The sequence below is a fragment of the Rhizobium sp. CECT 9324 genome, from assembly GCF_918741265.1.
Taxonomy (GTDB): Bacteria; Pseudomonadota; Alphaproteobacteria; order Rhizobiales; family Rhizobiaceae; genus Allorhizobium.
On the sequence record NZ_CAKKMZ010000001.1, the window covers coordinates 1,411,827 to 1,434,222 of the forward strand.

The following is a 22,396-nucleotide window of genomic DNA, read 5'->3' on the forward strand; positions in this document are numbered from 1 at the left end:
ACTGGAGAATTCCCATGGCCGACGACATCAAATCCATTGCAGCCCTGATTGCGACCGAGATCAATGCGAGGCCCGACCAGGTCGTCTCGGCGGTCGGTCTTCTGGACGAGGGCGCGACCGTTCCCTTCATCGCCCGCTACCGCAAGGAAGTGACGGGTGGTCTGGATGACACGCAGCTGCGCAATCTCGCCGAACGGCTGATCTATCTGCGCGAACTGGCCGCCCGCCGCAAGGCGATCGTCGAGAGCATCACCTCGCAGGACAAGATGACCGACGAACTGGCGCGCAAGATTGCCATGGTCACCACCAAGGCCGAGCTTGAAGACATCTATCTGCCCTACAAGCCCAAGCGCCGAACCCGCGCCGAGATTGCCCGCGAAAAGGGCCTGCAGCCGCTGGCCGACGCGATCTGGGCCGATCGGGCTGCCGACCCGCAAGTCTTGGCCGCCGCCTATATCACCGACGATGTGCCGGACGTGAAGGCAGCACTCGAAGGCGCCCGCGATATTGTCGCTGAGCTGATCTCGGAAAACGCCGATCTGCTCGGACGCCTGCGCAATGACATGAAGGCGCGTGCGACGCTCTATTCCAAGGTGGTCGAGGGCAAGGAAGCGGCTGGCGAGAAATTCGCCGACTATTTCGCCCATTTCGAGCGCTGGGCGACGGTACCCGGCCACCGGGCGCTTGCCATGCTGCGCGGTTGGAACGAGGAGTTCCTGACACTGGCCATCGAGGTCGATCGCGACGATCCGTCCCCGGTCAAGCCGTCGCAGCGCACCATTGCCGCCGCCTATAGCATTGCCGCCAAGGGCCCCGGCGACAAATGGCTGATGGATGTCGCCGGCTGGACCTGGCGCGTCAAGCTGTCGGTGTCGCTGTCGCTCGACTTGATGCGCGATCTGCGCGAGCGCGCCGAGGAAGAAGCGATCCACGTCTTTGCCCGCAACCTCAAGGATCTGCTGCTGGCAGCCCCTGCCGGTTCGCGCCCGACCATGGGTCTTGATCCGGGTATCCGCACCGGCGTCAAGGTCGCCATCGTCGATGGCACCGGCAAGGTGCTCGACACCACCACGGTCTATCCCTTCCCGCCGAAGAACGACATCCGCGGCGCCCAGGTTGAGCTCGCCAGCCTGATCCGCAAGCACAATATCGAGCTGATCGCGATCGGCAACGGCACCGGCAGCCGCGAGACGGAAAAGCTGGTCGCCGACATGCTCTCCCAGTTCCCGGCGACCGCGCCGAAGCCGACCAAGGTCATCGTCTCGGAAGCCGGCGCCTCGGTCTATTCGGCCTCGGAAACAGCCGCCAAGGAATTCCCCAATCTCGACGTCTCGCTGCGTGGTGCCGTCTCGATCGCGCGGCGCCTGCAGGATCCGCTGGCCGAACTGGTGAAGATCGAACCGAAGTCGATCGGCGTCGGCCAGTACCAGCACGATGTCGATCAGGGCCGCCTCGGCCGCTCGCTCGATGCCGTCGTCGAAGATGCGGTGAACGCGGTCGGCGTCGATCTCAATACGGCGTCCGCGCCGCTGCTCGCCCGCGTGTCGGGTCTGGGCGGTTCGATTGCCGAGGCGATCGTCAGCCACCGCGACCAGACCGGCCCGTTTCAAAGCCGCAAGGACCTGCTCAAGGTTGCCCGCCTCGGCGCCCGGACCTTCGAGCAATGCGCCGGCTTCCTGCGCATCCCCAATGGCAAGGAACCGCTCGATTCGTCTTCGGTCCACCCGGAAGCCTATGGAGTGGCGAAGAAGATCGTCGCCGCCTGTGGCCGCGACCTGCGCACCCTGATGGGCGACAGCGCCACCTTGAAGGCGCTCGATCCGAAGCAGTTCATTGACGAGCAGTTCGGCCTGCCGACGGTCAAGGACATCCTGGCCGAGCTGGAAAAGCCCGGCCGCGACCCGCGCCCGAGCTTCAAGACGGCAACCTTTGCCGACGGTGTCGAGGAGATCTCCGACCTCAAGGTCGGCATGACACTGGAAGGCACGGTGACCAATGTCGCAGCCTTCGGCGCCTTCGTCGATATCGGCGTGCACCAGGATGGATTGGTGCATGTCTCCCAGCTCGCCGACCGTTTCGTCAAGGACCCGCATGAAGTGGTCAAGGCCGGCGACGTGGTCAAGGTGCGCGTCGTCGAATTCGACGTCAAGCGCAAGCGCATTGCGCTGACCATGCGCAAGGATGGCGGCGAGGCGCAGGCGCCGTCGATGCGCGGCGATGCCCGTGGTGCAGCGACAGCCATGCGCCACGCCAATGCCAAGCCGCCGAAACCGGAAACGCCGTCCGTCGGCGGTTTCGGCGCGGCGCTGGCCGAGGCCATGCGCAAGAAGTAACACATCGACAACAAAGAGGCCGGAGCATGTGGCTCCGGCCTCTTTGTTTTAGATCTTGATGTCAGCCTCGACAGGCTCCGCTAGGCGCGGGCTTCTCTCCCGGCAGCGCATTCCTGGCAAAACGGCGTATGGGGCACGGCCTTGAGCCGGGCTGCCGCAATCGGTTGCCCGCAGGTTACGCAGGCACCATAGGTGCCGGCACCGATCCGGTCGAGTGCGGCGTCGATGGCGCGAAGTTCCGTTTCGCCCACCTGGCCGAACTCCTCCAGCACTTCGTCATTTTCGGTTTCGGTCGCCCGCTCCTCGCTGTCGGCGCTGCGCTGCTGGCCGAGGTCGTCGTCGATCTTGGTCAGGCGCGCTTCGATCTCCGCTTTTCTCTGGGTCAGGATGCGTTCGTAGCCTGCGGTATCCATGGGCGTCCTCCGAAATGTTGTTGTTGTTATCTTTGGCGTCAGCGATCAACCAGGACAGAGACCTTCGAGTGGCGCACAACCCGGTCTGCGGTCGCGCCAATAAAGTAGTTGGAGTAATCCGGAACATGTGACGCGATAATGATCAGGTCGGCTCCATGTTCCTCGGCCGCGGCCAGAATTTCGCGGGCCGGGGCGCCGGATCGGATCTCGATCCTGGCTGCGATCGCTGTCTTTTCCTTCAGGCCGACCAGTTGCGCCTTGGCGTCGCGGATCGCACCTTCGATGAGATCGACCGGAACGTCGATCGTCAGATAGCCGGGCAGATCCTCGACAATGGTCAACAGCACGATTTCGCCGCCGGCATCGAGCAGCGATGCCGCTTTTCGCAGGCTTTTTTCTCCCTTGTCGAGCGCGGCAGCGTCCACTGGCACAATGATCTTCTTATACATCATGGTCTCCTTCATCGTGACGCCGTTCGGCGGCGTTTCCTCCCGATGGGCTGACAATGGTCCCGCGATCTGCACGCCGCATTGATCAGGATCAAATTTTGCAGGTCAGCGATCGTCAATGAATGTCGAACGATAAGTCGAAGATATGCTGTCTATCGTGAACGACCCTAAGGGCGCATAGCTCTGACAACAGACCATAGAGTGCCGACTGGAACAGGAGCCATCATGATGACCGATATCGCTGCAACAAGGGACGAGATGTTCGCCCTCAGTCGCCCGGTGCATGTCGGACGCACCCATCTTGTGGTCACCGATCTTGCCGCCGTCAGCAATTTCTATCAGACGATGCTCGGCCTCTCCGTCATCGAGAAAAGCACGTCGGGCGTCGTGCTGGGAGTCGGCGACAAGCCGCTTTTGACCCTGACGACGCGGGGCGACGTGGCGCGCGCGCCGCGCAATGCCGCCGGCCTGTTCCACACGGCCTTCCTGATGCCCAGCCGCCAGGAGCTTGCCCACTGGCTGGCCCACGCGGCCCAGCGCAATATCCAGCTCGAAGGTGCCAGCGACCATCTGGTCAGCGAGGCGCTCTATCTGTCGGATCCCGAAGGCAACGGCATCGAGGTTTATGCCGACCGCAAGCCGGCTGACTGGACGTATCATTCCGATGGAACCGTCGAGATGGCAACCCACCGGCTGGATCTCCAGGCGCTCTATGACAGCGCCCCGAAAACGGAATGGCGCGGCATGGCGCCGGATGCCGCCATCGGCCATATGCATCTGCAGGTCGGCAATGTGCCGGAAGCCGATCGGTTCTACGAAGGCGTTCTTGGCCTGAAGAAGATGGCGAGTTATCCCGGCGCCAGCTTCTTTGCCTCCGGCGCCTACCACCATCACATCGCCGCCAATGTCTGGAACAGCCGCAATGCCGGCGCGCGCTCGGATATCATGACGGGACTGTCGGACTATTCGCTGAGTTTCAACGACCGGGCGAGCCTCGACACGGTCCTGGCAAACCTGGAGGGCCTGGAAATACCGGTCACCCGGACGACGGAAGGCTACAGCCTGAAAGACCCGTGGGGTATCGGCATCCTGCTCGCCACCTGACTTTGTTCCATCGCGACGGAACCCTGCGCAGCCTCGCGCGTTGGCAGGCAGCGCAGAGGGACATGTCATGATGGAAGCGAGACCGGCTGGAGACGATTCGGCACACGATGCGCACGCCGTGTCACACATGTCGCCGATGGAAAAAACAGCCTTTCGGGCCATGCAGCAGCGACGCAACACACCGCATCGCGTCAAGGTTCGCAAGACCGGGCTGGACTTTGCGCTCGCCTGGTCGGTCATCGGCATTTTCACCGTGATGGCTGTGGCGGCGATCTATCTGGCGTCATCCGTGCTGATGCCGCTGACTTTGGCGATCGTGGTTGGCCTGATCCTGGGCCTGGCCGCCGACAAGCTCGGCAATCTCGGCATTCCGCCGATGATGACGGCCTTCATTCTCTCCAGCATGTTCGGCGGTCTCCTGTTGTTTGTCGGCAGCGCGCTCGCCGCGCCGCTGAGCGATCTGGCGAGCCGGGGACCTGCAATGATCGAGCAGGCCATCGACCAGATCATGCCGCGGCTGGAGCGCATTTCCTGGCTGAAGCGTCCGCTCGAGGCGATGACCAGCGGCCCGGTCACGCCGGAGGCCATGCTCGAAAACAGCGGCGCTGTTCTATCGACGCTGGCTGTGGGCATAACACCGGCGCTGGTGCAGACGCTGATCTTCTTCGGCGGCCTGATGCTGTTTCTCGGCAGCCGCCTGTCGCTGCGCAAGGCGCTGATCATCGGCTTCAAGGACAGGGCAAGGCGGCTGGCGGCCATCCGCACCTTGAATTCGATCGAGCGGGCGCTGGGTTTCTATTTCGCCACGGCAATCATCCTGTATGCCGTGTCGGCTATGGTTGCTGCAGCAGTCGCCATGGTCGGCGGTCTCGGCAATGGCGCGCTGTGGGGGCTGTTTGCCTTTCTCGCGAGCTTCGTGCCGTTTCTCGGCATCACGCTGATCACGCTGTCCATGGCTGTCGCCGGCCTGCTGGTGCACGACAGCATTCTGGTCGGTCTCCTGCCTGCCATTGTCTACTTCACGGTGCACGGCATTGTCGAAAACCTGGTCACGCCCGCAGTGATGGGACGTCGCCTGGAAATCAATTCCTTCCTGGTGTTCGTGGCGATCGTCTTCTGGACGTGGATGTGGGGTGCCATCGGCGCCATGCTCGCCGTCCCGCTCTCGCTGATCGTCATCACGATCGCCAATGAACTGTTGCCGCAGACGACAAGGGTGCAGCCAAAACTGCCGGGCTGATGCGGATCTAGGATGCCAGTCGGTGCGATTCAGCCTGAAGATAGTTCATCGAATCGAGCCCATCCATCGGGCGACCGAAATAGTAGCCCTGGACTTGATAAATGCCCGCGGCCCGAACCGCTTCCAGGTCGAAATCGGATTCGACACCCTCGGCCAGGCATTCGATGCCCAGGTTCGCAGAAAGGTCGGCGATTGCGCGCAGGATGTTACCGCCCACGCCATCGTCTTCCCTGAGCCGGAGAACGAAGTTCCTGTCGGTCTTCAACTTGTGCAGGGGGAAACGATTGATGTAGCCGAAGTTGGAATAGCCGGAGCCGAAGTCGTCGAGTGCGATCAGGCAGCCCATGCCCGCCAGCAGTTCGAGGCTTTCACGGGCACGTTCGAAATCCGTCATCACGGCGGTCTCGGTGATTTCGAAGATCACTCGACTTGGGGCAATGCCGCTTTCGCGCACGATATGCGTGATGGTGCCGATCGATCGCGGCGAGACGAGATCGACTGCCGAGAGATTGAAGGACAGCTTGACCTCTTGTGGCCATGTCGTTGCGGTTGAAAGCGCCTTGTGCAGCAGCACCGCCGTCATGCGTTCGATCAGGCCGGAGCGCTCGGCCGCCGGGATGAACGCCGATGGTGAAACCGAGCCTAGCGTCGGGCTGTTCCAGCGTGCAAGGGCTTCGAAGCCGATCGTGCGGCTGGTGTTGATGTCGATCTGCGGCTGATAGGCCAGCGACATTTCCTTGGAAAAATCACAGTTGCGCAGCGTTTGGTCGACGCGCCCGACGTCCTTCATCTCCGCCTCGTGGCGGGACGAGAAGACCACCACGTCACCGCGGGCCGCGCGTTTGGCACTATAGAGCGCATGATCGGCACGCTCATAGAGTTGGCTGGCTCTGTCGCCATGCGTTGGGCAATGGGCAAAACCTGCCGAAGCGGAAATGGTGATGCTCAGGTTTCCAAGGATAAACGGATCGCGCATGGCGCTGCACATCCGCTCTCCCAGCATGAGGACTTCGCTGCGAAGTGGCGTGTCCGGAACGATCAGCGCGAATTCATCGCCACCAAGCCGCGCGAGGAAACAATCATCGGGCAAGGCCGCGCGCAGCCTTTCTGCGACCTCAACCAGCAACCGGTCGCCTGTAACATGACCATAGATATCGTTGACTGGCTTGAAGCCGTCGAGGTCGAGAATGCCCATGTGGAAACCGGATTTCGCCACGACCGCGTGTGTCAGAGCGCGGTTGAACGACAAGAAGAAGCTGTGGCGGCTTGGCAGTCCGGTGAGCGTATCGAAGTCGGCCAGAACTTCAGCCTTGCGCCGCAAGTCATCGGCCATCGTGCGCGCCGCGACTGCCCTGAGGATGGCCGTCCGCATCAGCCAGGCCATGCCGAGAGCGGCGAAACCTCCGGCAAGACCGATAAAGGCATATTGCAGCAGGATATCCGGCCCGGCTTTGTGCGCGAGCCAGATCATCGTGGCGAGCGAAATCGCCGATCCGAAGATGATGACCCGTGCGCTGACGGCCGATGTTGAAATGACCAGGATCAGCAGCACGAAATAGACGAGCTTGTGCGCCTCCAGATGGATCGAAAGATAGGCCACGGTGTTCGCATACATCGCGAGATGCATGCTGAGACTGATCAGTTCCAGTTTCCCGTGGCTGAGATCACCGCGCAGACTGCGCAGGAGATACAGCGCCAACGCGACGGTCGCGATCGGCATTCCCGTCAGAATGATCTGCTCAACCCCGGTTTCACCGAAGAAATGCGCAATGGAAATCAACGCGTAATAGACCATGGCCGGCAGGAGAAAGCCGCGGACGATCGGAACAAAGGCTTCGGCGACCCTGCGCTGCAACAGCAGGCGATCCTCCTCCGCTTGGTGCTGTTCATCCGGTAGAGCCCTGAAAGACGACGAGTCCAGTAATTGAGCCATGAAAAGAACGGTCCAGTTGCAACAAGTGCATGTGGTGAAATTTTCTCGAACGCGCTCTCATAGCAATCAGATCGCAACCGGATCCGTTCAGATTGCGAGAAGTAACAAAGGAATGTTTAGGAATGGCTAACGATTTAGCGAAAACTGATCTGATGACTCCGCAATGCTCGATGTCATCTTATTGTCATGAGCAAAGTGTATCGCGCGTTTGTTGAAACACATGTGTTGATAATATTTATGCTGCAAGAATTTCCTGTCCTGCGGATCGGTGTCATCGCCGATCCGCAGTTTGCTTTGCTGCCGCCCCACCCGACACTGGACCGGCACTATGCCAGAAGCCTTGAGAAACTGTCCGAGGCGGTGGAGTGCTTCAACACGATGCCTTTGGATGTCGTCGTTGTCCTGGGTGACCTGATCGATCGGGAGTTCGAGAACTTTGCCCCGGTTCTGGCGCAGCTCGACCATTTGCGACATCCGCGAATCCTGCTGCCGGGCAATCACGATTTCGCGGTGGCGCCCGAGCGGCTCACCGACATTCATCAGGTGCTCTGCATGCCGGCGCCTTATTACAGCCAATCGATCAACGGCATTCGCCTGATCGTCACTGATGGCAACGAGGTCTCGCTGTTTGCACCACCAGAGGGCGATCCGCGTCGCATCGAGGCGCAGGCCCGTCTTGCGGCGCTGAAGGCGGCAGATGCGGTCAACGCCATGGACTGGAACGCGGGCATGAGCAGACGTCAGACGGAGTGGCTGGCGCAGCAATTGCGCGATGCCGAGGCCGCTGGCGAGACGGTCATCGTGCTCGGCCACTATCCGATCTACCCGCCTTCGGATCATAATCTCTGGCAGTCGGAAGAGATCGCCGGCATGCTGGCGGCATCGCCGGCCACCATTGCCTATCTCTGCGGCCATTTCCATTCCGGTAACTATGGACTGCTCGGCGGCACCCATTTCGTCAATTTCTGCGGCATGGTCGATACCGAATTCGACAATGCCTTCGCGGTGCTGGATCTCTATCCCGATCGCATCGAGATTGAGGGCTTTGGCCGCGAACAGAGCCGAAGGCTTCCGCTCTAAGCCGGTGCCGCTGGTGTGGAAGTCGTGGCCCATGCGCGCGTCCACTCGGCACGTAGACGATCGCCATCGCCCTTGAAAAAGCGCTCCTCCATCAGGCATTGGCTGATGCGCTCACTGCGGAAGTGGCGGATTGCCAGCCGCAACTCGCACCACGCAACGAGGTTGACCGATTGTGCATAGTAGATCAGCGCAAGCGGCTTGATCGTCCTGTGGCTGACCTCACCGCGGTCGTCACGATAATCGATCCGCAGCACCTGTTCCTCGCGGATCGCTGTGCGAACCTGTTCCAGCTCGAAATCCGTTGGCATCTGCGGCGGCGAGCCCCAGGCATACAAGGTGGACGATTGCAGGCTCCGCCGCAGTGGTTCCGGCACAGCGCCGGCGATCTTCCGGTTTACCGAATCCGCTGAGCGCATGAGCGAACTGTCGCCGCTCCGCTCGAGCATCTGCAGCCCGAGCATGATCGCCTCCGTTTCCTCCACGGTGAACATCAATGGTGGAAGGTCGAAGCCGGGTCTGAGAATATAGCCGAGCCCACGTTCTCCTTCGATCGGCACGCGCATGGCCTGCAGCGCGGCGATGTCGCGGTAGATGGAGCGTACGGTCACTTCCAGTTTGTCGGCAATATTCTGAGCCGTCACCGCCGATCGGGACAGCTTGAGGATTTGGATGATCTCGAACAGCCGCGATGCCTTGCGCATTCTGTCTCCTCAGCCTCCTGACACAATGCTGTCAGGAGCATCTCTGTATTGAGCGCATAACAAACTGAATACTTGAGATAAACCAGCCCCACAATACAAACCGTACCGAGGATACTGACATGAGTTACGCCGAAAATCTCTGGCTTTTCCTTCTCCTGCTGACCGGTATCGTCGTCGTGCCGGGCATGGACATGATCTATGTGCTGGCCAGCGCTCTTTCCGGCGGCAAACGCGCCGGGCTGGCCGCAACCGCCGGGATGATGGCTGGTGGCGCAATCCACACCGTTTCCGGCACGTTGGGTGCAGCCGCGCTGGTGGCATTCGTGCCGGAGCTCTTTACCCCGATTTTGCTGGCCGGGGCCGGTTACATGATCTGGATCGGTTTTTCACTCATCCGCAGTTCCATCACCGTCGAGGCGGTCCAGGCCGGTGCCACAAGGCGTCTTTCGTCGACATTCGGTCAGGCGCTTGCCACCTGCCTGCTCAATCCCAAGGCCTATCTCTTCGTCGTTGCCGTCTATCCCCAGTTCCTCAGGCCGCAATATGGCTCCCTGGTTCTGCAGGGCGTTGTCATGGGCATTATGACCATGGCCGTGCAGGGTGTGGTCTATGGCAGCGTTGCCTTGGCGGGCCACCGCGCGCGCCATGCGCTGGTGGCAAATCCGGGTGTGACCAAGGCCATTGGCCGCGGCGCCGGCCTGTTGCTGATTGCCGCCGCACTCTTCACCCTCGCGCATGAGTTGACGTGAAACGACGTCCCGGACAGCGCCGGACGCCCGTGGGTGACGCTGATCTTTCATGAAAATCAGTGGATTGACGCTCTTTTTTCAAATCACCGCTTTGTGACTTCATTCCGCCCATCCAAACCTGCAAACATTCCCGTGCTCGAAGCCAACGTCGGTTCGCCGGCAAACTCCGTGGGAGAATGGGAATGAAGTTGAAGCTCGTTTTGACGGCCGCAGCGGCGATCTGTCTTGGCGTGACGGTGGCCATTGCGGCGGGTGAGCCGCAGGTCGTCCGTCAGGAAATGATGAAGAAGACCGGCGGCGCCATGGGTGCGCTGGCGGCAATCGCCAAGGGCGAAAAGCCTTTCGATGCGGAGGTCGTCAAGGCTTCGCTGACCACCATGGTCGAAGTCGGCAAGACCTTCCCCGACCAGTTCCCGGCGGGCTCCGAGACCGGTCTGGAAACCGAAGCCAGCCCGAAGATCTGGGAAAACATGGATGACTTCAAGACGAAGTCGATGGCGCTTGCGACCGCCGCCGAAGCCCAGCTTGCGGCTATGCCGACCGACCAGGCTGGCGTCGGTGCGGTGATGAAGGCCGTCGGCGGGACCTGCGGCACCTGTCACGAGACCTACCGTCTGAAGAAATAAGCGTCTGGCGCGCCCGGCAGGTCATCTGTCGGGCGACCGTCCGTTATGGCTCGGCTGCGGGCCGCGTGGATCTTGCGGAGGCGCTGGATGGTGTCGAAATGGGTGAAGGGCCTCGTTGGCCTGTCGGTGATCGGCGCTCTGGGTGTTGGCGGATTTCTTGTCGTCGCCGCACCGGCGCGTCAGGATACCTCTGTCTGGGCCGGCCTCGGCGAGCCGGATCTGGCGCATGGCCGCGAGGTATTTTTTGCTGGCGGCTGCACCAGTTGTCATACACCGGCCGGCAGCAGCGGTGATGCGCGCCTCATCCTGTCGGGCGGTGCGCCGATCCACAGCCCGTTCGGCACCTTTCATGCGCCCAACATCTCCAGCAGCCCGACGGCCGGTATCGGCGCCTGGACACTTGCCGAATTCGGCGATGCCATGACCCGGGGTGTCGGGCGCCGCGGCGAGCATCTCTATCCTTCCTTTCCATACGGGTCCTATGCCCGCATGACACCGGATGACGTCAACGATCTGTTCGGCTTCATCAAGACGCTTCCTGCCAGCGACGCCGTGGCGCCGGCACATGAATTGCCGTTCCCCTTCAATATCCGCCAGTCTCTTGGTGGTTGGAAATTCCTCTACCTCAATGACCAGCCGCGTGTCGCGGTGACGGATGCCAGCGACATGGTCAAGCGCGGCCAGTATCTCGTCGAAGGTCCAGGCCATTGCGGCGAATGCCACACGCCGCGCGATGCGCTGGGTGGTTTCAAAAGCGGCCAGTGGCTGGCTGGCGGGCCTAACCCGGAAGGTGAGGGCACCATCCCCAACATCACGCCAGGCTCGAAGAGCATCAGTGTCTGGAGCGCGGCCGATATCGCCAGCTATCTCGAAACCGGATTTACCCCCGAATTCGACAGCGTCGGCGGCACGATGGTCGAGGTGCAGAAAAACATGGCGGAACTGCCGGCCAGCGACCGGGAGGCGATTGCCGCCTATCTCAAGGCCATACCCGCCGTCCAATAATCGGTGAGCGGAACACGCGCCGCTCACTCGTCGGCGTTTCGCCGCCCATTGAAAATGCCGCCTCAAGCATCGCGCAAGCCAGCGCCGTCATCATGCACTCCTCGAAATGACTTCGGAGGAACCATGAGCATCGAACGTCGGCGGATGGAATCGGCAATCCGCTCGCTGCTCGACAACTATCCCGATCCCGCCCTGCATCGCTGGGTGGACGAGACGGTGCGTGCCTTCGAAAGACGTCTTTCGGCCATTGTCGATCCGCGCGAGCGCGATCATGCCCAGCAGGCGGCGCTCATTCTGATCAAGACCACCTTGCAAAAATGGTCGGAAAAGCCGCCCGTGCGCCATTGAGGATGGCGTTCTGTTGCCGCCTTTCCCGACCACATCGGTGATACAGCCTTATCTGGCTGCGCTGCGGGAATCCCGCTTTGCCTGTGCCGCCGCTGCAGCCGAGCGTAGCCGTCCCCGTTCCGCCGGGCGGACAAGGCTCTTGTAGCGCTTGGATTCGATTGCCCGCATGCCGGCATGCGCATGGCGCGAATTGTAGCTCTCGTCGCGCTCGGTCTCGGCGCTCTGCTTCAGGGCCAGCGCAGCGCGCATGTTCTCCATCAGTTGCACCTTGCCTTGCATCTTTTGCCGGCGGGCATGTTCGCCGTTCAGCCGGCGCATGCTCATCGCCAGGATTTCGAGTTTGCCTCTGGTGCCGACATCTTTCCTGACCGGCTCCGCGCCTTTCGCCGCAGCCTTGCCGCGTAATTCGCGCGTTTGGCGATGCGCCTCGGTCTTGGCGCGATTGCGTCGATCGCGAACCTGCTTGAGCAGGTTGATCAGATCGGCATCGTTCAACTGCTGAACCGCCGGGTGGTGGGACTGCTGAACCAGATGCCATTCCTCCTCGGTCAGCAACCGCTCTTCCTGTTTGCGCGAAATCGCCATGTACGCCTCCTCCGTTTTTGCTGTCGTGTCGTTGATCCAGATGTTTGAATTGGGGACAGGTCGGCGTTCGACCGATAAACGCATCACAAGGCCTCGGTTGAGCGCCGTCACGCATGCTGTATGGGCACGTCGGCGTGCCCATGCCCAATCCATTGCCATTGTCAGCCTGTTCAGGCGGCCTTGATCTCGATCTTCTTTTCACTGCTGACCGCCTCGGCCGTCTTCGGCAGCGTCACGCGCAGCAGGCCTCTGGCAAAAGTCGCTTCGATCTTGTCCCGGTCGATGCCGTCGGGCAGGGCAAAGCTCCGCTGGAACGAACCGTAGCGTCGCTCGGACAGATGATAGTCTTTTTTGTCTTCCTTCTTCTCTTCCGATTTCTCGCCGCGGATCGTCAGGACGCCATTCGCGACCTTCACTTCGACGCTCTTGTCGTCCATGCCGGGCAGTTCGGCCGTCACCTCGTAGAAGCCATCCTTTTCCACCATGTCGACGGCCGGCGCGACCTGCCATGGGAAGGCAGACGGATCGAGGCTGCGCAACGCCCGCGGGGCGGGCGCCCGCAACGAAAACGGATGGAAGTCGGTGAACAGCCGGTCGATCTCCTGGCGCAACGTTTCGAGCGCCGCCCAAGGCCGATCGGTGACGGGTGTCTGTGAATTTTCGGTGGTGATCGGAAGCTTCTTGACTGCATTGTTCATGGTCATCACTCCTCAATGATCTTGATGCCCGCAGCCGTGGCTGCGCGACATCTGCCTCTCATTTTGCAATCCGATCTTATCCAAAGAAGCAGCGCAGGTCATTGATCACGGTCAAGCGACGGAGCATTTGGCCTTTTCGCCATGGCGTGGCCGGCGCGCGCAATGTGGCGCCGCCGCTTGCAAGCGAACTATCTTCCAAAGTTCAGTCTCGGAGACTTGCCTCGACGTCAGCCAACGGCGCCATGCGGCAGATGTTCATTGGCAAACACGGCGATCTCGTCTTCTGCTTCGGTGCTCCACAGATCGAGCGCCTTGAGGATCTCCATGGTGAAGGTGACCGGCGAATTGCCGGGTGCCGTGATCACCTTGCCGTCCGACACGGCCTGCGGCTGGTCGCGGTAGAGTGCGCCGCCGCGGTAGCCCGGATATTTCTGATGCGAGGCCAGACGGTTGCCGGTATGGGCCACGTCGTTAAGGACACCGGTCGCCGCAAGCGCGCTCGCCGCCGCGCAGATCCCGCCGACCACTTTGCCGGCGCCGTGAAATTCGACCACCTTTGCGGTGAAATCCGGCGCCGTGCCTTTCTCCCAGCTCAAGCCGCCGGGAATGATCAGCGCGTCGAAGGTCTCGGCATCCACGGCATCATAGGCGAGATCGGGCGTGATCTTCAGTCCGCCCATCGAGGTGACCGGCCGGCCATCGGGCGAAGCGGTCCTGATCTCGACGCCCAGATAGGATCGCGCCACCGCCATCAGCAGGGCGCATTCCCAGTCGGCGAAGTCTTCGGTCAGGGCAATGGCTATACGGGTCATCGACATGTCTCCCTGCAGCTTGGCATCGACCTGTTACGACAGGCGCTGAATGTAGCGCATTCCGGTGACGGGGCGCGGTACGAAATCCATATGCTCGTAGAACCGATGCGCCGCCACATTGCCGGTCGCAGCGCCTACCGAAAGGTAGTCGCAGCCGGACTGGAGAGCAATATCGCGGGCCCGCGCAACCAGATGCTGGCCGATACCATTGCCGCGCTGGCCATCTCGGACGAACAGATGATGCAGGTCCATGCCGCGCTTGCCTTCGTCGGCCCTGTAGAGCGGCACCAGAATGGCGTAGCCGATCAGGCCTTCGCCGCCATCGGCAACCAGCGCGGTGATCCAGGGCAGGGCGCCGAACAGGTCGCGTTCCAGCGTTTCCGCAGTCATCGCAGAGGCGTCGCCGTGATGGGCGGCAAGGGCCAAGATCATGTCGTTGAGTTGCGGCAGGTCCTGGTGCCGGGCATGGCGGATCACCACGACGGGCGGGCGCGGCAGTGTTGTTTCGGTATCTTCGGTCATTTTCGCTTCCCTTTTTTGATGTGCCGTCAGGGGAAGCTGCGTTTTTTAAACAACAAGGCCGCCTGACGGCGGCCTGTTGACAAAGTGATCTGTCGAGCCGCCGGTTACCGGTAGGCCCAAAAATACGTGCAGGAGATGGTTGCGCGTGCGTTGATCATGAAAATTGCAATGCGCCGATTTTAATCGGTTGTCAATATCCATCCCTGTGGATCACCGCGTCAACGCATTCCCCGCCCGGTCGGTTAGGTGCTTGTCGAAATTGACCTTGGTCAGCAGCATGTCCTTTCGGGTGTAATGCACCACGTCGTCCGGAGCGCGGGTGCCGACGACGAGGTAGCTGGCGTCGGCGGCAGAACGGTTTTCCAGACAATGGCCGACGGCCACGCCCGCCTTGAAGGTCGCCGCGTCGCCGGGCTGCATGTCGGTCGCGTCATCGCCCTCGATCAGTGTCACCTGGCCCGACACGACGAAGATGAACTCGTCCTCCCGCTCGTGCCAGTGCTGGTGCGACGAGCGCGAACCCGGCGGCAGGGTCTCGAGAAAGGCGCCGAATTGTGTCAGTCCGCCGGCATCGCTGAGAAGACGTGCCGAATAGGGGCCGAGCTCGGCGTTGATGCCTTCGGCCTTGCCCACTTCGAGTGCGGCCTCCTCACGTCTGATCACCGGCATCGGAATGTCCTCAATGTTCGTGTTCGCAAAGCCCGTGGTTCGACAACGCCCGGATGACATAACAATCTCCAACCGTATGGCCCTCGCAATGGGAGACGATGCGGGTGAGTTCGTCTTCGAGCTTGCGCAGCTTGGCGATCTTTTCGCGCACATCGGCCAGTTGTTCGCGAGCGATCTGGTCGGCGGTGCCGCAGGGCTCTTCCGGATGTCGGCTCAGGGTCAGAAGCTCGCGGATCGCCTCGATCGGAAAGCCGAGATCGCGCGCGTGACGGATGAAGGTCAGGCGTTCGAGATCGGGTTTCTCGTAGCGCCGCTGGTTGCCTTCTGTGCGGTCTGGCGCCGAGATCAGTCCCATCTGCTCATAGTAGCGGATGGTCGGCACCTTGACCCCCGTGCGGCGCGACAGATCGCCAATCGAATACATCGGTGAAAAAACCTCTTGAACCTCTAGTCGCTATAGATCTTAGAAAGGATGCAGGACGAGATCAAGCAGGAAAGGAAATCGCATGAGCGCCTCTTGCGGCCACAGCCATGGCCCCTTCGACGGCATGTCGGACACCTACAAGCGGCGACTATGGATGGTGATCGCCATCAACGCCGGAATGTTCTTCATCGAGATGACCGCCGGCCAGCTGGCCCGTTCCCAGGCGCTGCAGGCGGATGCGCTGGATTTCTTCGCCGATGCCGTCACCTACGGCATTTCGCTCGCTGTCATCGGCGCCACGATCCGGGTGCGCACGACGGCCGCCGCCGCCAAGGGCGTGAGCCTGTTTCTGATGGGGCTCTGGGTCTTCGGTTCCACGCTGTACCGCGTCTTCTACATGGGGCTGCCGGAAGCGCCGATCATGGGTGCCATCGGTTTCATGGCGCTGATCGCCAATGTCGCCAGTGTTCTGCTCCTGATGAACTACAAGGATGGCGACGCCAATGTGCGCTCCGTCTGGCTATGCTCGCGCAATGATGCGATCGGCAATGTCATCGTCATGATCGCGGCGGTGGGCGTTTGGGGCACGGCGACCGCCTGGCCCGACCTGATCGTCGCCGCCATCATGGCCGGCCTTTTCCTGACGTCGTCGATCCAGATCCTGCGGCAGTCATGGACGGAGTGGCATGGCGGACCGGCTGATGGTCACGGCCACGCGGGAGAAGGAGCCATGCCGGTTGTTGTTTCGGCGAGCGCCTGCTGCGGCGATGGTCATGCGCATCATCATCACGGCGATGACCACAAGCACAGCCACTGACAGCCCTGCCGACGCGCGGGCACAAAAAAACCGGCCGGGTTGCCCTGGCCGGTTGCGTAACCTTTATCCGCATAGCTCAGAATTCGGCATAATCCGGCAGGTCGTATTCGCGGTAAGCCGCTTCGACCTGCTGTGAAGCCGAGTTGGAAACGCGCTCGTCGCTGTTGGCGGTTGCGGACTCGGCCGTCAGCGAAGCCTTGCGTCCGCCCTCGACGGTCCACAGCGCCGAAGCAAGCTGGTTCGACAGCAATGTGCTGGAAAACGTGTTGGGGCTGCCGGTGCGGGCCTTCGAAGTCGTGCTGGTATCCGGCGCAGCGTCATCGGCATCGGCCGTGCTGGGCACGTAGCGATTTTGATAGGAGTAGTTGCTGCTAAGACCGCTGTCGATCCTCATGGCTGACGCCTCGATTGAAAGAATTAACCATTTGTTAACCTTTGAACCTTGCGCGAGGCTTGCGTGCTGCGCCGCAAGAGCGAGATTTGGCCTTGCGCCAAACCCTCGCTCGGACTACGCGGCGAGCGAATCATGGATGTATTGATTTGATTTTTTAGAAATTGCGCAAGCAATCACAAAAAGACACCCGTAAAAGCTTGCGCGTCAAAAGACCGTTTACATCTTCCCCGCCACCTTGATCGCGAATGCATATTCAAATGCGATCTCCTCCAGTCGCTGGAAGCGGCCGGATTTGCCGCCATGACCGGCCGCCATATTGGTCTTCAGCAGGAAGGGGCCGGCATCCGGGGCGTGCTCGCGCAGCTTGGCGATCCACTTTGTCGGCTCCCAATAGGTCACGCGAGGGTCGGTAAGACCTGATAGTGCGAGGATCGGCGGATAGGCTTTTGCCCCGACATTGTCATAGGGTGAATAGGCGGCGATCCAGTTGTATTGCTCGACGGACTCGATCGGATTGCCCCATTCGGGCCATTCCGGCGGTGTCAGCGGCAGCGTGTCGTCGAGCATGGTATTGAGTACGTCGACAAAGGGCACGGCGGCGATGATGCCGGCGAATTTCTCCGGTGCCATATTGGCGATCGCCCCCATCAGCATGCCGCCGGCAGATCCCCCTTCGGCGATGATATTGTCGTAGGAGGTGTATTTCTCTGCGACCAGATGGTCGGCGGCGGCGATGAAGTCCTTGAAGGTATTGGCCTTCTTTTCCATCTTGCCGTCTTCGTACCAGGAGAATCCCTTGTCCTTGCCGCCGCGGATATGGGCGATGGCATAGACGAAGCCGCGATCGGCGAGCGACAGGCAATTGGTGTTGAAGCCGGCGGGGATCGTGATGCCATAGGCGCCGTAGCCGTAGAGCAGGCAGGGTGCCGAGCCATCGAGCGGCGTGTCGCGGCGATAGAGCAGAGTGACCGGCACGTCGACACCGTCATGGGCCTTGGCAAAGACGCGGCGCGTGACATAGTCATCCGGATTGTGGCCGGACGGGACTTCCTGTGTCTTCAAAAGGGTGCGTTCGCGCGTCGCCATATTGTAGTCGAACAACTGGCTGGGCGTCGTCATCGACGAATAGGAAAAGCGGATGACGTCGGTGTCGTATTCCGCCGACCCGGACAGGCCGAGCGAATAGGCCTCCTCGGCAAAGGCGATGGAATGCTCTTCGCCGGACGTCCGGTCGCGGATCATGATCACCGGCAGGCCCTCGCGGCGCTCGAGCCAGACGAGATGCCTTGCAAAGGCCATGTGGCTGAGGATCAGTCGACCGGGTTCATGCGCAACGACCTCTTTCCAGTTCGCCTTGCCGGGTGCCGAGACCGGCGCTTCGACAATCTTGAAATCCTTGGCACCGCCGGCATTGGTCAGGATGTAGAAGACGTCGCCGCCTTCGGTCATCGCATATTCGATGCCTTCCTCGCGCTCCGCCACCATTTGCGGCTCGGCCGTCAGGTCCTTGGTCGACAGCAACCGGTATTCCGAGGTCTCGTGGTCGTGGATGTCGATATAGATATAATCGTCGAGCAGCGAGCCGCCGACACCCATGAAGAAGCCGGGATCTTTCTCCTCGTAGACCAGCCGGTCGGAAGATTGCGGCTCACCCACGATGTGGTGGAAGACCTTGGACGGCCGGTGGTTCTCGTCCTGCAGCGTATAGAAGAAGCTTTTGCCGTCCGGCGCCCAGACCCCGCCGCCGGCGGTATTGTCCAGCACGTCGGCGAGGTCCTGCTTGGTGGCCAGATCGCGGATGCGCAGGGTGAAATATTCCGAACCCTTGTCGTCATAGCCCCAGATGCCGAAGCTGTGGTCGGTCGTGTGGTCGATGCCGGACAGGCGGAAATAATCCTTGCCCGCCGCTTCCTTGTCGCCATCGAGCAAAAGGTCGCGCAGCAACTCGTCCTTCGGGTCGCCATCGCGCGGGATGCGGAAATAGCGCGGCTGTTCACCGCCCGTGACAAAGGCCGAGCCATAGGCAAACGGGCCGTCCTTCATCGGGATCGAGGAATCGTCCTCCTTGATCCGGCCCTTCATCTCATCGAACAGTACCTTCTGCAGCGCCTTGGTATCGGCCATGGCCGCGTCCATATGGGCGTTTTCTGCCTCCAGATAGCTGCGGATTTCCGGATCGAGGATCGAGGTATCCTTGAACATCTGCTGCCAGTTGTCGGCCCGGAGCCAGGCGTAGTCGTCGGTGCGGGTGATCCCGTGGCGGGTGTCGCTCACCGGCTTCTTGGCAACGGTCGGCGGTGTCGGCAGGTTGTTGAAGATGGACAAGGTGATTTCCTTCCAGAATTGGAACAGGCGGTTGAGCGAGAGATAGAGAGGCCGGACGCCGGGATCAAGGCGAGGCCCTGCCTTGGCGTACTCAGCCTTGGCGTCCTCAGCCGTCGGTGCTGTGCGACGACTTTGCCCAGTCCATGTAGAGATCGAGTGCCTTGCGGGTCACCGGGCCTTCCTGCAGTTGCAGGTCATCGAGCCGGGTCACCGGCACCACCTTGGAATAATTGCCGGTCTGGAAGATTTCGTCGGCATTCATGAAGTCCTCGACCGAGAGCGTCACCTCGCGCACCTCGAAGCCCGCATGGCGCAAGAGGCCGATGATCCGGGCGCGGGTGATGCCGGCCAGGAAGGTGCGGTTGGCAGCCGGCGTATAGACGATGCCGTCCTTGACCATGAAGACATTGGAAGAGGCCGTCTCCACGACATTGCCGTTCATGTCGCGCACCAGCGCATTGTCGAAGCCTCTGCTGCGGGCATCGATGATCATCCGGCCGGAATTGGGGTAAAGGCTGCCGGTCTTGGCATCTGTCATCGCGCTTTCCGGTGTCGGCCGGCGATAGGGCGACAGCGTCAGCGATGACGGCTTGGCGGTGTGCATCGGGGCCTCGAACAGGCAGAGCGCAAAACGCGTCGATTCCGGATCCGCGGCAACAACGGAACCGGCCTGGCCATGTTCGGCCCAGTACATCGGCTTGATATAGATGGCTGTCTTGCCGTCAAATTTGGCGATGCCGTCCCAGGCCAGGCGTTCGATCTCTTCCGCGGTCATTGTCGCCTTCAAGCCCAGGTTTTCCGCCGAGCGATTGACCCGCTGGCAATGCAGGTCGAGATCCGGCGCGATGCCGTCGAACCAGCGGGCGCCATCGAACACCGTGGAGCCCAGCCACATCGCATGCGATGTCGGTCCGATCAGCGGCGGATTGCCGGAAAACCAGTCGCCATCGACATAGGTGAATGTGGTCGTGCGGGCAGAGGAATCGACAGCCATCAGAGGTCTCCTGTTCTCATTTGCAAACGAGCAAAGTCTCCCGGTCGGCCAAGGTCAAGGAGAAAGTGTCCTCTTGCTCCGCAAAGGAGCCGTGCTGCGTGCAAAGCGGGCAAGTTTATCGGAATTTGACGGAAAATCAGAACCTTGCCTGATTGGTCGATCCACAGCCAAGTTGCGTGCCTTGGTTAAAGATCCCGTAACGCATTGCTGCAATATTGAAGCAGTTCGCCTCCGCCGCTGCGGAGCTTCGTATTGCGTATAGTCTGGGGTCCATCATGCGAAATGCCGCCCGTGCCATCATCCTGTCTTCCTGCGCCCTGGCATTTGCCGGTCAGGCGAAAGCCGAAGGCTTCTGGTCGGGCAACTGGTACCTGACGCTCGGCGGCTCGGGTATTTCCGCGCCGAAATTCGAAGGTGCCAAGGACAACAAGCTGTTCTTCTCGCCGATCATTTCGCTCGGTCGCGGCAACCAGCCACGCTTCAGCTCGCGCAACGACAGCGCCTCCTTTGCAATCTACGATACCGATGTTGTTCGCGCCGGTGTCGCCGGCAAGTTCATTCCGGGCCGCGACGCGGGCGATGCCGACGAGTTGATCGGCCTCTCCGAAATCAAATGGGGCGGCGAGATCGGTGGCTTTGCTGATGTCTATGTGACCGATTATCTGCGTGCCCGCGCCGAACTGCGCCAGGGCATTCGCAGCCATGACGGCCTCGTCGCCGATCTCGCGCTCGATGCCTTCACCGATATCGCCCCGGATCTGCGCATTTCCGGTGGTCCGCGCGCCACCTATGCGACGAGCGGCTATACCAAGGCCTATTATGGCGTCGATGCCGGTGAATCGGCTGCATCCGGCCTCACCGAGTATCATCCGGATGGCGGCTTCACCTCCGTCGGCGCCGGCGCCGCGATCACCTGGGACGCCACCGAAAAATTGCAGATGAGCGCCTTTACCGAATACAAGCGCCTGACCGGCCCTGCGGCCGACAGCAGCCTTGTCGAGGAGCGCGGCAGCAAGAACCAGCTGACATTCGGCGTCTCCGCCAGCTACAAGTTCGGCTTCAGCCTCGATTAAGACCCCGCCGCATCTGTTGCAGGCTGTGTTGATTTTTCGCGGCTGCTGAGCGGCAAGGGCGGTTTTCTTGACCGCTGCCTTGCTCTATCACTGACCCTATGAACAGTTCAGCCGAGCACACCGATCGCGTCATCGACGCCGCTTCCGACAACTGGGTCCATCGCGTCCTGCCGCGCTGGCTCTGGCCCTATGCCCAGCTGGCCCGCTGGGACAGGCCGATCGGCTGGCAATTGCTGATGTGGCCGTGTTTCTGGTCCTCGGCGCTGGCGGCCAATGTGCTGGCCGCCGAAGGCAGGCTGAGCCTTGCGCTGTTTGCCGTCCATCTCGTCCTGTTCTTTGTCGGATCGGTTGCCATGCGGGGTGCCGGCTGCACCTATAACGACCTCGTCGACCATGAGATTGATGACAAGGTGGCGCGCACCCGCTCCCGCCCACTGCCGTCCGGCCGTGTATCGCGCCGCAATGCCAAGATCTTCATGGGCCTACAGGCGCTGGTCGGCCTTGCCGTGCTGCTCTGCTTCAACCTGTTTTCGATCGTCCTGGGCATGGCCTCGCTGGTGGTCGTCGCGATCTATCCGTTTGCCAAGCGCTTCACCGACTGGCCGCAATTTTTTCTCGGCCTCGCCTTTTCCTGGGGTGGGCTGATGGGCTGGGCTGGCCTCCATGGCAATTTGTCTCTCGCCGCTGTCCTGCTTTATGTCGGCGCTGTTGCCTGGACCATCGGCTATGACACGATCTATGCCCATCAGGACAAGGAGGACGACGCGCTGGTCGGCGTGCGCTCCACCGCGCGCCTGTTCGGCGACGACACGAAACTCTGGCTCGCCGGCCTTTACGGTCTGACCCTCATCCTGCTTCTCATCGCCTTTGTCACCGCGGGCGCCGGCTTCCCGGCCATTCTCGGCCTTGTTGTCGCTGGAGGCCTGTTCGCCTGGCAGATCAAGGTGCTCGACATCAATGACGGCGCCCAGTGCCTGGCGCTGTTCAAGTCGAACAATCGTATCGGCCTGATCATCTTTGCCGGACTTGCGCTCGCTTTGCCCTTCGCTTGACATTGAATGTGATGGTGCGCGCCGCTCCGAAACCTTGTTCCGGACGTCAA

At 61.3% G+C, this 22,396-nt stretch carries 25 protein-coding genes; 12 read left to right on the forward strand and 13 right to left on the reverse strand.

Features of this window, described 5'->3' with window-relative positions:
• Positions 1–14: 14 nt before the first annotated feature.
• A complete protein-coding gene (locus LQ231_RS06885; protein WP_230170783.1) occupies positions 15–2,333 on the forward strand; it encodes a Tex family protein in 2,319 nt (772 codons plus the stop codon).
• An 80-nt stretch (positions 2,334–2,413) separates the two neighbouring features.
• Here the strand turns inward: LQ231_RS06885 and LQ231_RS06890 are convergent, their stop codons facing one another.
• Together LQ231_RS06890 and LQ231_RS06895 are read right to left on the reverse strand one after the other, a co-directional pair.
• Positions 2,414–2,746, reverse strand: a complete 333-nt coding sequence (locus LQ231_RS06890) for a TraR/DksA C4-type zinc finger protein (RefSeq protein WP_230170784.1) — start codon at positions 2,744–2,746, stop codon at positions 2,414–2,416.
• A 38-nt stretch (positions 2,747–2,784) separates the two neighbouring features.
• Positions 2,785–3,195 (reverse strand): universal stress protein, encoded by a 411-nt coding sequence (locus LQ231_RS06895; protein ID WP_113140722.1) that lies wholly within the window; start codon positions 3,193–3,195, stop codon positions 2,785–2,787.
• Positions 3,196–3,423: 228 nt separating this feature from the next.
• Here LQ231_RS06895 and LQ231_RS06900 point away from each other — a divergent pair, with 228 nt between their 5' ends.
• Positions 3,424–4,299, forward strand: coding sequence for a VOC family protein (locus tag LQ231_RS06900; RefSeq protein WP_230173262.1), 876 nt, complete (start codon positions 3,424–3,426; stop codon positions 4,297–4,299).
• A 67-nt stretch (positions 4,300–4,366) separates the two neighbouring features.
• Complete coding sequence (locus LQ231_RS06905; RefSeq protein ID WP_230170785.1) at positions 4,367–5,539, forward strand: AI-2E family transporter; 1,173 nt, start codon at positions 4,367–4,369, stop codon at positions 5,537–5,539.
• 7 nt (positions 5,540–5,546) lie between these two features.
• On the opposite strand, the gene LQ231_RS06910 is transcribed toward LQ231_RS06905, so the two are convergent.
• Positions 5,547–7,472, reverse strand: a complete 1,926-nt coding sequence (locus LQ231_RS06910) for an EAL domain-containing protein (protein ID WP_230170786.1) — start codon at positions 7,470–7,472, stop codon at positions 5,547–5,549.
• A 237-nt stretch (positions 7,473–7,709) separates the two neighbouring features.
• Here LQ231_RS06910 and LQ231_RS06915 point away from each other — a divergent pair, with 237 nt between their 5' ends.
• A complete protein-coding gene (locus LQ231_RS06915) occupies positions 7,710–8,552 on the forward strand; it encodes a metallophosphoesterase (protein WP_113140725.1) in 843 nt (280 codons plus the stop codon).
• On the opposite strand, the gene LQ231_RS06920 is transcribed toward LQ231_RS06915, so the two are convergent.
• Positions 8,549–9,253: a YafY family protein gene (locus LQ231_RS06920; protein WP_230170787.1), complete on the reverse strand. Its 705-nt coding sequence runs from the start codon at positions 9,251–9,253 to the stop codon at positions 8,549–8,551. The two genes, LQ231_RS06915 and LQ231_RS06920, sit on opposite strands and share 4 nt — an antisense overlap.
• Positions 9,254–9,372: 119 nt before the next feature.
• Here LQ231_RS06920 and LQ231_RS06925 point away from each other — a divergent pair, with 119 nt between their 5' ends.
• From LQ231_RS06925 to LQ231_RS06945, 5 genes are all read left to right on the forward strand, one after another.
• Complete coding sequence (locus tag LQ231_RS06925) at positions 9,373–10,002, forward strand: LysE family translocator (protein ID WP_230170788.1); 630 nt, start codon at positions 9,373–9,375, stop codon at positions 10,000–10,002.
• Between the two features lie 33 nt (positions 10,003–10,035).
• A complete protein-coding gene (locus tag LQ231_RS06930) occupies positions 10,036–10,188 on the forward strand; it encodes a hypothetical protein (protein ID WP_162742569.1) in 153 nt (50 codons plus the stop codon).
• Positions 10,185–10,628, forward strand: coding sequence for a cytochrome c (locus LQ231_RS06935; protein ID WP_113140480.1), 444 nt, complete (start codon positions 10,185–10,187; stop codon positions 10,626–10,628). The genes LQ231_RS06930 and LQ231_RS06935 overlap by 4 nt, the downstream gene beginning before the upstream one ends.
• 87 nt (positions 10,629–10,715) lie before the next feature.
• Positions 10,716–11,633 (forward strand): cytochrome c, encoded by a 918-nt coding sequence (locus tag LQ231_RS06940; RefSeq protein WP_230170789.1) that lies wholly within the window; start codon positions 10,716–10,718, stop codon positions 11,631–11,633.
• Between the two features lie 123 nt (positions 11,634–11,756).
• Entirely contained in the window at positions 11,757–11,981 is a 225-nt protein-coding gene (locus LQ231_RS06945) for a hypothetical protein (protein WP_007604790.1), read from the forward strand.
• A gap of 48 nt (positions 11,982–12,029) precedes the next feature.
• On the opposite strand, the gene LQ231_RS06950 is transcribed toward LQ231_RS06945, so the two are convergent.
• The 6 genes from LQ231_RS06950 to LQ231_RS06975 all read right to left on the reverse strand — a co-directional run bounded on the left by LQ231_RS06950 (position 12,030) and on the right by LQ231_RS06975 (position 15,691).
• Positions 12,030–12,566 carry a hypothetical protein gene (locus LQ231_RS06950; protein ID WP_230170790.1) on the reverse strand — a complete coding sequence of 179 codons (537 nt, stop codon included), beginning with the start codon at positions 12,564–12,566 and terminating at the stop codon, positions 12,030–12,032.
• Between the two features lie 170 nt (positions 12,567–12,736).
• Complete coding sequence (locus LQ231_RS06955) at positions 12,737–13,264, reverse strand: Hsp20/alpha crystallin family protein (protein WP_230170791.1); 528 nt, start codon at positions 13,262–13,264, stop codon at positions 12,737–12,739.
• A gap of 227 nt (positions 13,265–13,491) precedes the next feature.
• Positions 13,492–14,076, reverse strand: coding sequence for a type 1 glutamine amidotransferase family protein (locus LQ231_RS06960; RefSeq protein ID WP_230170792.1), 585 nt, complete (start codon positions 14,074–14,076; stop codon positions 13,492–13,494).
• Between the two features lie 33 nt (positions 14,077–14,109).
• Positions 14,110–14,598, reverse strand: a complete 489-nt coding sequence (locus LQ231_RS06965; RefSeq protein ID WP_007604761.1) for a GNAT family N-acetyltransferase — start codon at positions 14,596–14,598, stop codon at positions 14,110–14,112.
• Between the two features lie 210 nt (positions 14,599–14,808).
• Positions 14,809–15,267, reverse strand: coding sequence for a cupin domain-containing protein (locus tag LQ231_RS06970; protein WP_230170793.1), 459 nt, complete (start codon positions 15,265–15,267; stop codon positions 14,809–14,811).
• Between the two features lie 10 nt (positions 15,268–15,277).
• Entirely contained in the window at positions 15,278–15,691 is a 414-nt protein-coding gene (locus LQ231_RS06975; protein ID WP_230170794.1) for a helix-turn-helix domain-containing protein, read from the reverse strand.
• Between the two features lie 82 nt (positions 15,692–15,773).
• Between LQ231_RS06975 and LQ231_RS06980 the strand changes: the two genes are divergently transcribed.
• On the forward strand, positions 15,774–16,508 hold the full coding sequence (locus tag LQ231_RS06980; protein ID WP_230170795.1) for a cation transporter: 735 nt from the start codon (positions 15,774–15,776) through the stop codon (positions 16,506–16,508).
• 76 nt (positions 16,509–16,584) lie between these two features.
• Here LQ231_RS06980 and LQ231_RS06985 read toward each other — a convergent pair whose 3' ends face one another.
• The 3 genes from LQ231_RS06985 to LQ231_RS06995 all read right to left on the reverse strand — a co-directional run bounded on the left by LQ231_RS06985 (position 16,585) and on the right by LQ231_RS06995 (position 20,221).
• Complete coding sequence (locus LQ231_RS06985; protein WP_230170796.1) at positions 16,585–16,902, reverse strand: hypothetical protein; 318 nt, start codon at positions 16,900–16,902, stop codon at positions 16,585–16,587.
• A gap of 216 nt (positions 16,903–17,118) precedes the next feature.
• Positions 17,119–19,227 (reverse strand): S9 family peptidase, encoded by a 2,109-nt coding sequence (locus LQ231_RS06990; RefSeq protein WP_230170797.1) that lies wholly within the window; start codon positions 19,225–19,227, stop codon positions 17,119–17,121.
• 106 nt (positions 19,228–19,333) lie between these two features.
• Positions 19,334–20,221: a branched-chain amino acid aminotransferase gene (locus LQ231_RS06995; protein ID WP_230170798.1), complete on the reverse strand. Its 888-nt coding sequence runs from the start codon at positions 20,219–20,221 to the stop codon at positions 19,334–19,336.
• A gap of 275 nt (positions 20,222–20,496) precedes the next feature.
• Here LQ231_RS06995 and LQ231_RS07000 point away from each other — a divergent pair, with 275 nt between their 5' ends.
• Both LQ231_RS07000 and ubiA read left to right on the forward strand, forming a co-directional pair.
• Positions 20,497–21,294 (forward strand): MipA/OmpV family protein, encoded by a 798-nt coding sequence (locus LQ231_RS07000; RefSeq protein ID WP_230170799.1) that lies wholly within the window; start codon positions 20,497–20,499, stop codon positions 21,292–21,294.
• Positions 21,295–21,392: 98 nt separating this feature from the next.
• Entirely contained in the window at positions 21,393–22,346 is a 954-nt protein-coding gene (ubiA, locus tag LQ231_RS07005) for a 4-hydroxybenzoate octaprenyltransferase (protein WP_230170800.1), read from the forward strand.
• Positions 22,347–22,396: the final 50 nt, after the last annotated feature.

Excerpts from the sequence above, each read along its gene's own strand:
- LQ231_RS06885 (WP_230170783.1), top strand. The coding sequence starts at position 15 with ATGGCCGACGACATCAAATCCATTGCAGCCCTGATTGCGACCGAGATC.
- LQ231_RS06890 (WP_230170784.1), bottom strand. The coding sequence starts at position 2,746 with ATGGATACCGCAGGCTACGAACGCATCCTGACCCAGAGAAAAGCGGAG.
- LQ231_RS06895 (WP_113140722.1), bottom strand. The coding sequence starts at position 3,195 with ATGTATAAGAAGATCATTGTGCCAGTGGACGCTGCCGCGCTCGACAAG.
- LQ231_RS06900 (WP_230173262.1), top strand. The coding sequence starts at position 3,424 with ATGACCGATATCGCTGCAACAAGGGACGAGATGTTCGCCCTCAGTCGC.
- LQ231_RS06905 (WP_230170785.1), top strand. The coding sequence starts at position 4,367 with ATGATGGAAGCGAGACCGGCTGGAGACGATTCGGCACACGATGCGCAC.
- LQ231_RS06910 (WP_230170786.1), bottom strand. The coding sequence starts at position 7,472 with ATGGCTCAATTACTGGACTCGTCGTCTTTCAGGGCTCTACCGGATGAA.
- LQ231_RS06915 (WP_113140725.1), top strand. The coding sequence starts at position 7,710 with ATGCTGCAAGAATTTCCTGTCCTGCGGATCGGTGTCATCGCCGATCCG.
- LQ231_RS06920 (WP_230170787.1), bottom strand. The coding sequence starts at position 9,253 with ATGCGCAAGGCATCGCGGCTGTTCGAGATCATCCAAATCCTCAAGCTG.
- LQ231_RS06925 (WP_230170788.1), top strand. The coding sequence starts at position 9,373 with ATGAGTTACGCCGAAAATCTCTGGCTTTTCCTTCTCCTGCTGACCGGT.
- LQ231_RS06935 (WP_113140480.1), top strand. The coding sequence starts at position 10,185 with ATGAAGTTGAAGCTCGTTTTGACGGCCGCAGCGGCGATCTGTCTTGGC.
- LQ231_RS06940 (WP_230170789.1), top strand. The coding sequence starts at position 10,716 with ATGGTGTCGAAATGGGTGAAGGGCCTCGTTGGCCTGTCGGTGATCGGC.
- LQ231_RS06945 (WP_007604790.1), top strand. The coding sequence starts at position 11,757 with ATGAGCATCGAACGTCGGCGGATGGAATCGGCAATCCGCTCGCTGCTC.
- LQ231_RS06950 (WP_230170790.1), bottom strand. The coding sequence starts at position 12,566 with ATGGCGATTTCGCGCAAACAGGAAGAGCGGTTGCTGACCGAGGAGGAA.
- LQ231_RS06955 (WP_230170791.1), bottom strand. The coding sequence starts at position 13,264 with ATGAACAATGCAGTCAAGAAGCTTCCGATCACCACCGAAAATTCACAG.
- LQ231_RS06960 (WP_230170792.1), bottom strand. The coding sequence starts at position 14,076 with ATGACCCGTATAGCCATTGCCCTGACCGAAGACTTCGCCGACTGGGAA.
- LQ231_RS06965 (WP_007604761.1), bottom strand. The coding sequence starts at position 14,598 with ATGACCGAAGATACCGAAACAACACTGCCGCGCCCGCCCGTCGTGGTG.
- LQ231_RS06970 (WP_230170793.1), bottom strand. The coding sequence starts at position 15,267 with ATGCCGGTGATCAGACGTGAGGAGGCCGCACTCGAAGTGGGCAAGGCC.
- LQ231_RS06975 (WP_230170794.1), bottom strand. The coding sequence starts at position 15,691 with ATGTATTCGATTGGCGATCTGTCGCGCCGCACGGGGGTCAAGGTGCCG.
- LQ231_RS06980 (WP_230170795.1), top strand. The coding sequence starts at position 15,774 with ATGAGCGCCTCTTGCGGCCACAGCCATGGCCCCTTCGACGGCATGTCG.
- LQ231_RS06985 (WP_230170796.1), bottom strand. The coding sequence starts at position 16,902 with ATGAGGATCGACAGCGGTCTTAGCAGCAACTACTCCTATCAAAATCGC.
- LQ231_RS06995 (WP_230170798.1), bottom strand. The coding sequence starts at position 20,221 with ATGGCTGTCGATTCCTCTGCCCGCACGACCACATTCACCTATGTCGAT.
- LQ231_RS07000 (WP_230170799.1), top strand. The coding sequence starts at position 20,497 with ATGCGAAATGCCGCCCGTGCCATCATCCTGTCTTCCTGCGCCCTGGCA.
- ubiA (WP_230170800.1), top strand. The coding sequence starts at position 21,393 with ATGAACAGTTCAGCCGAGCACACCGATCGCGTCATCGACGCCGCTTCC.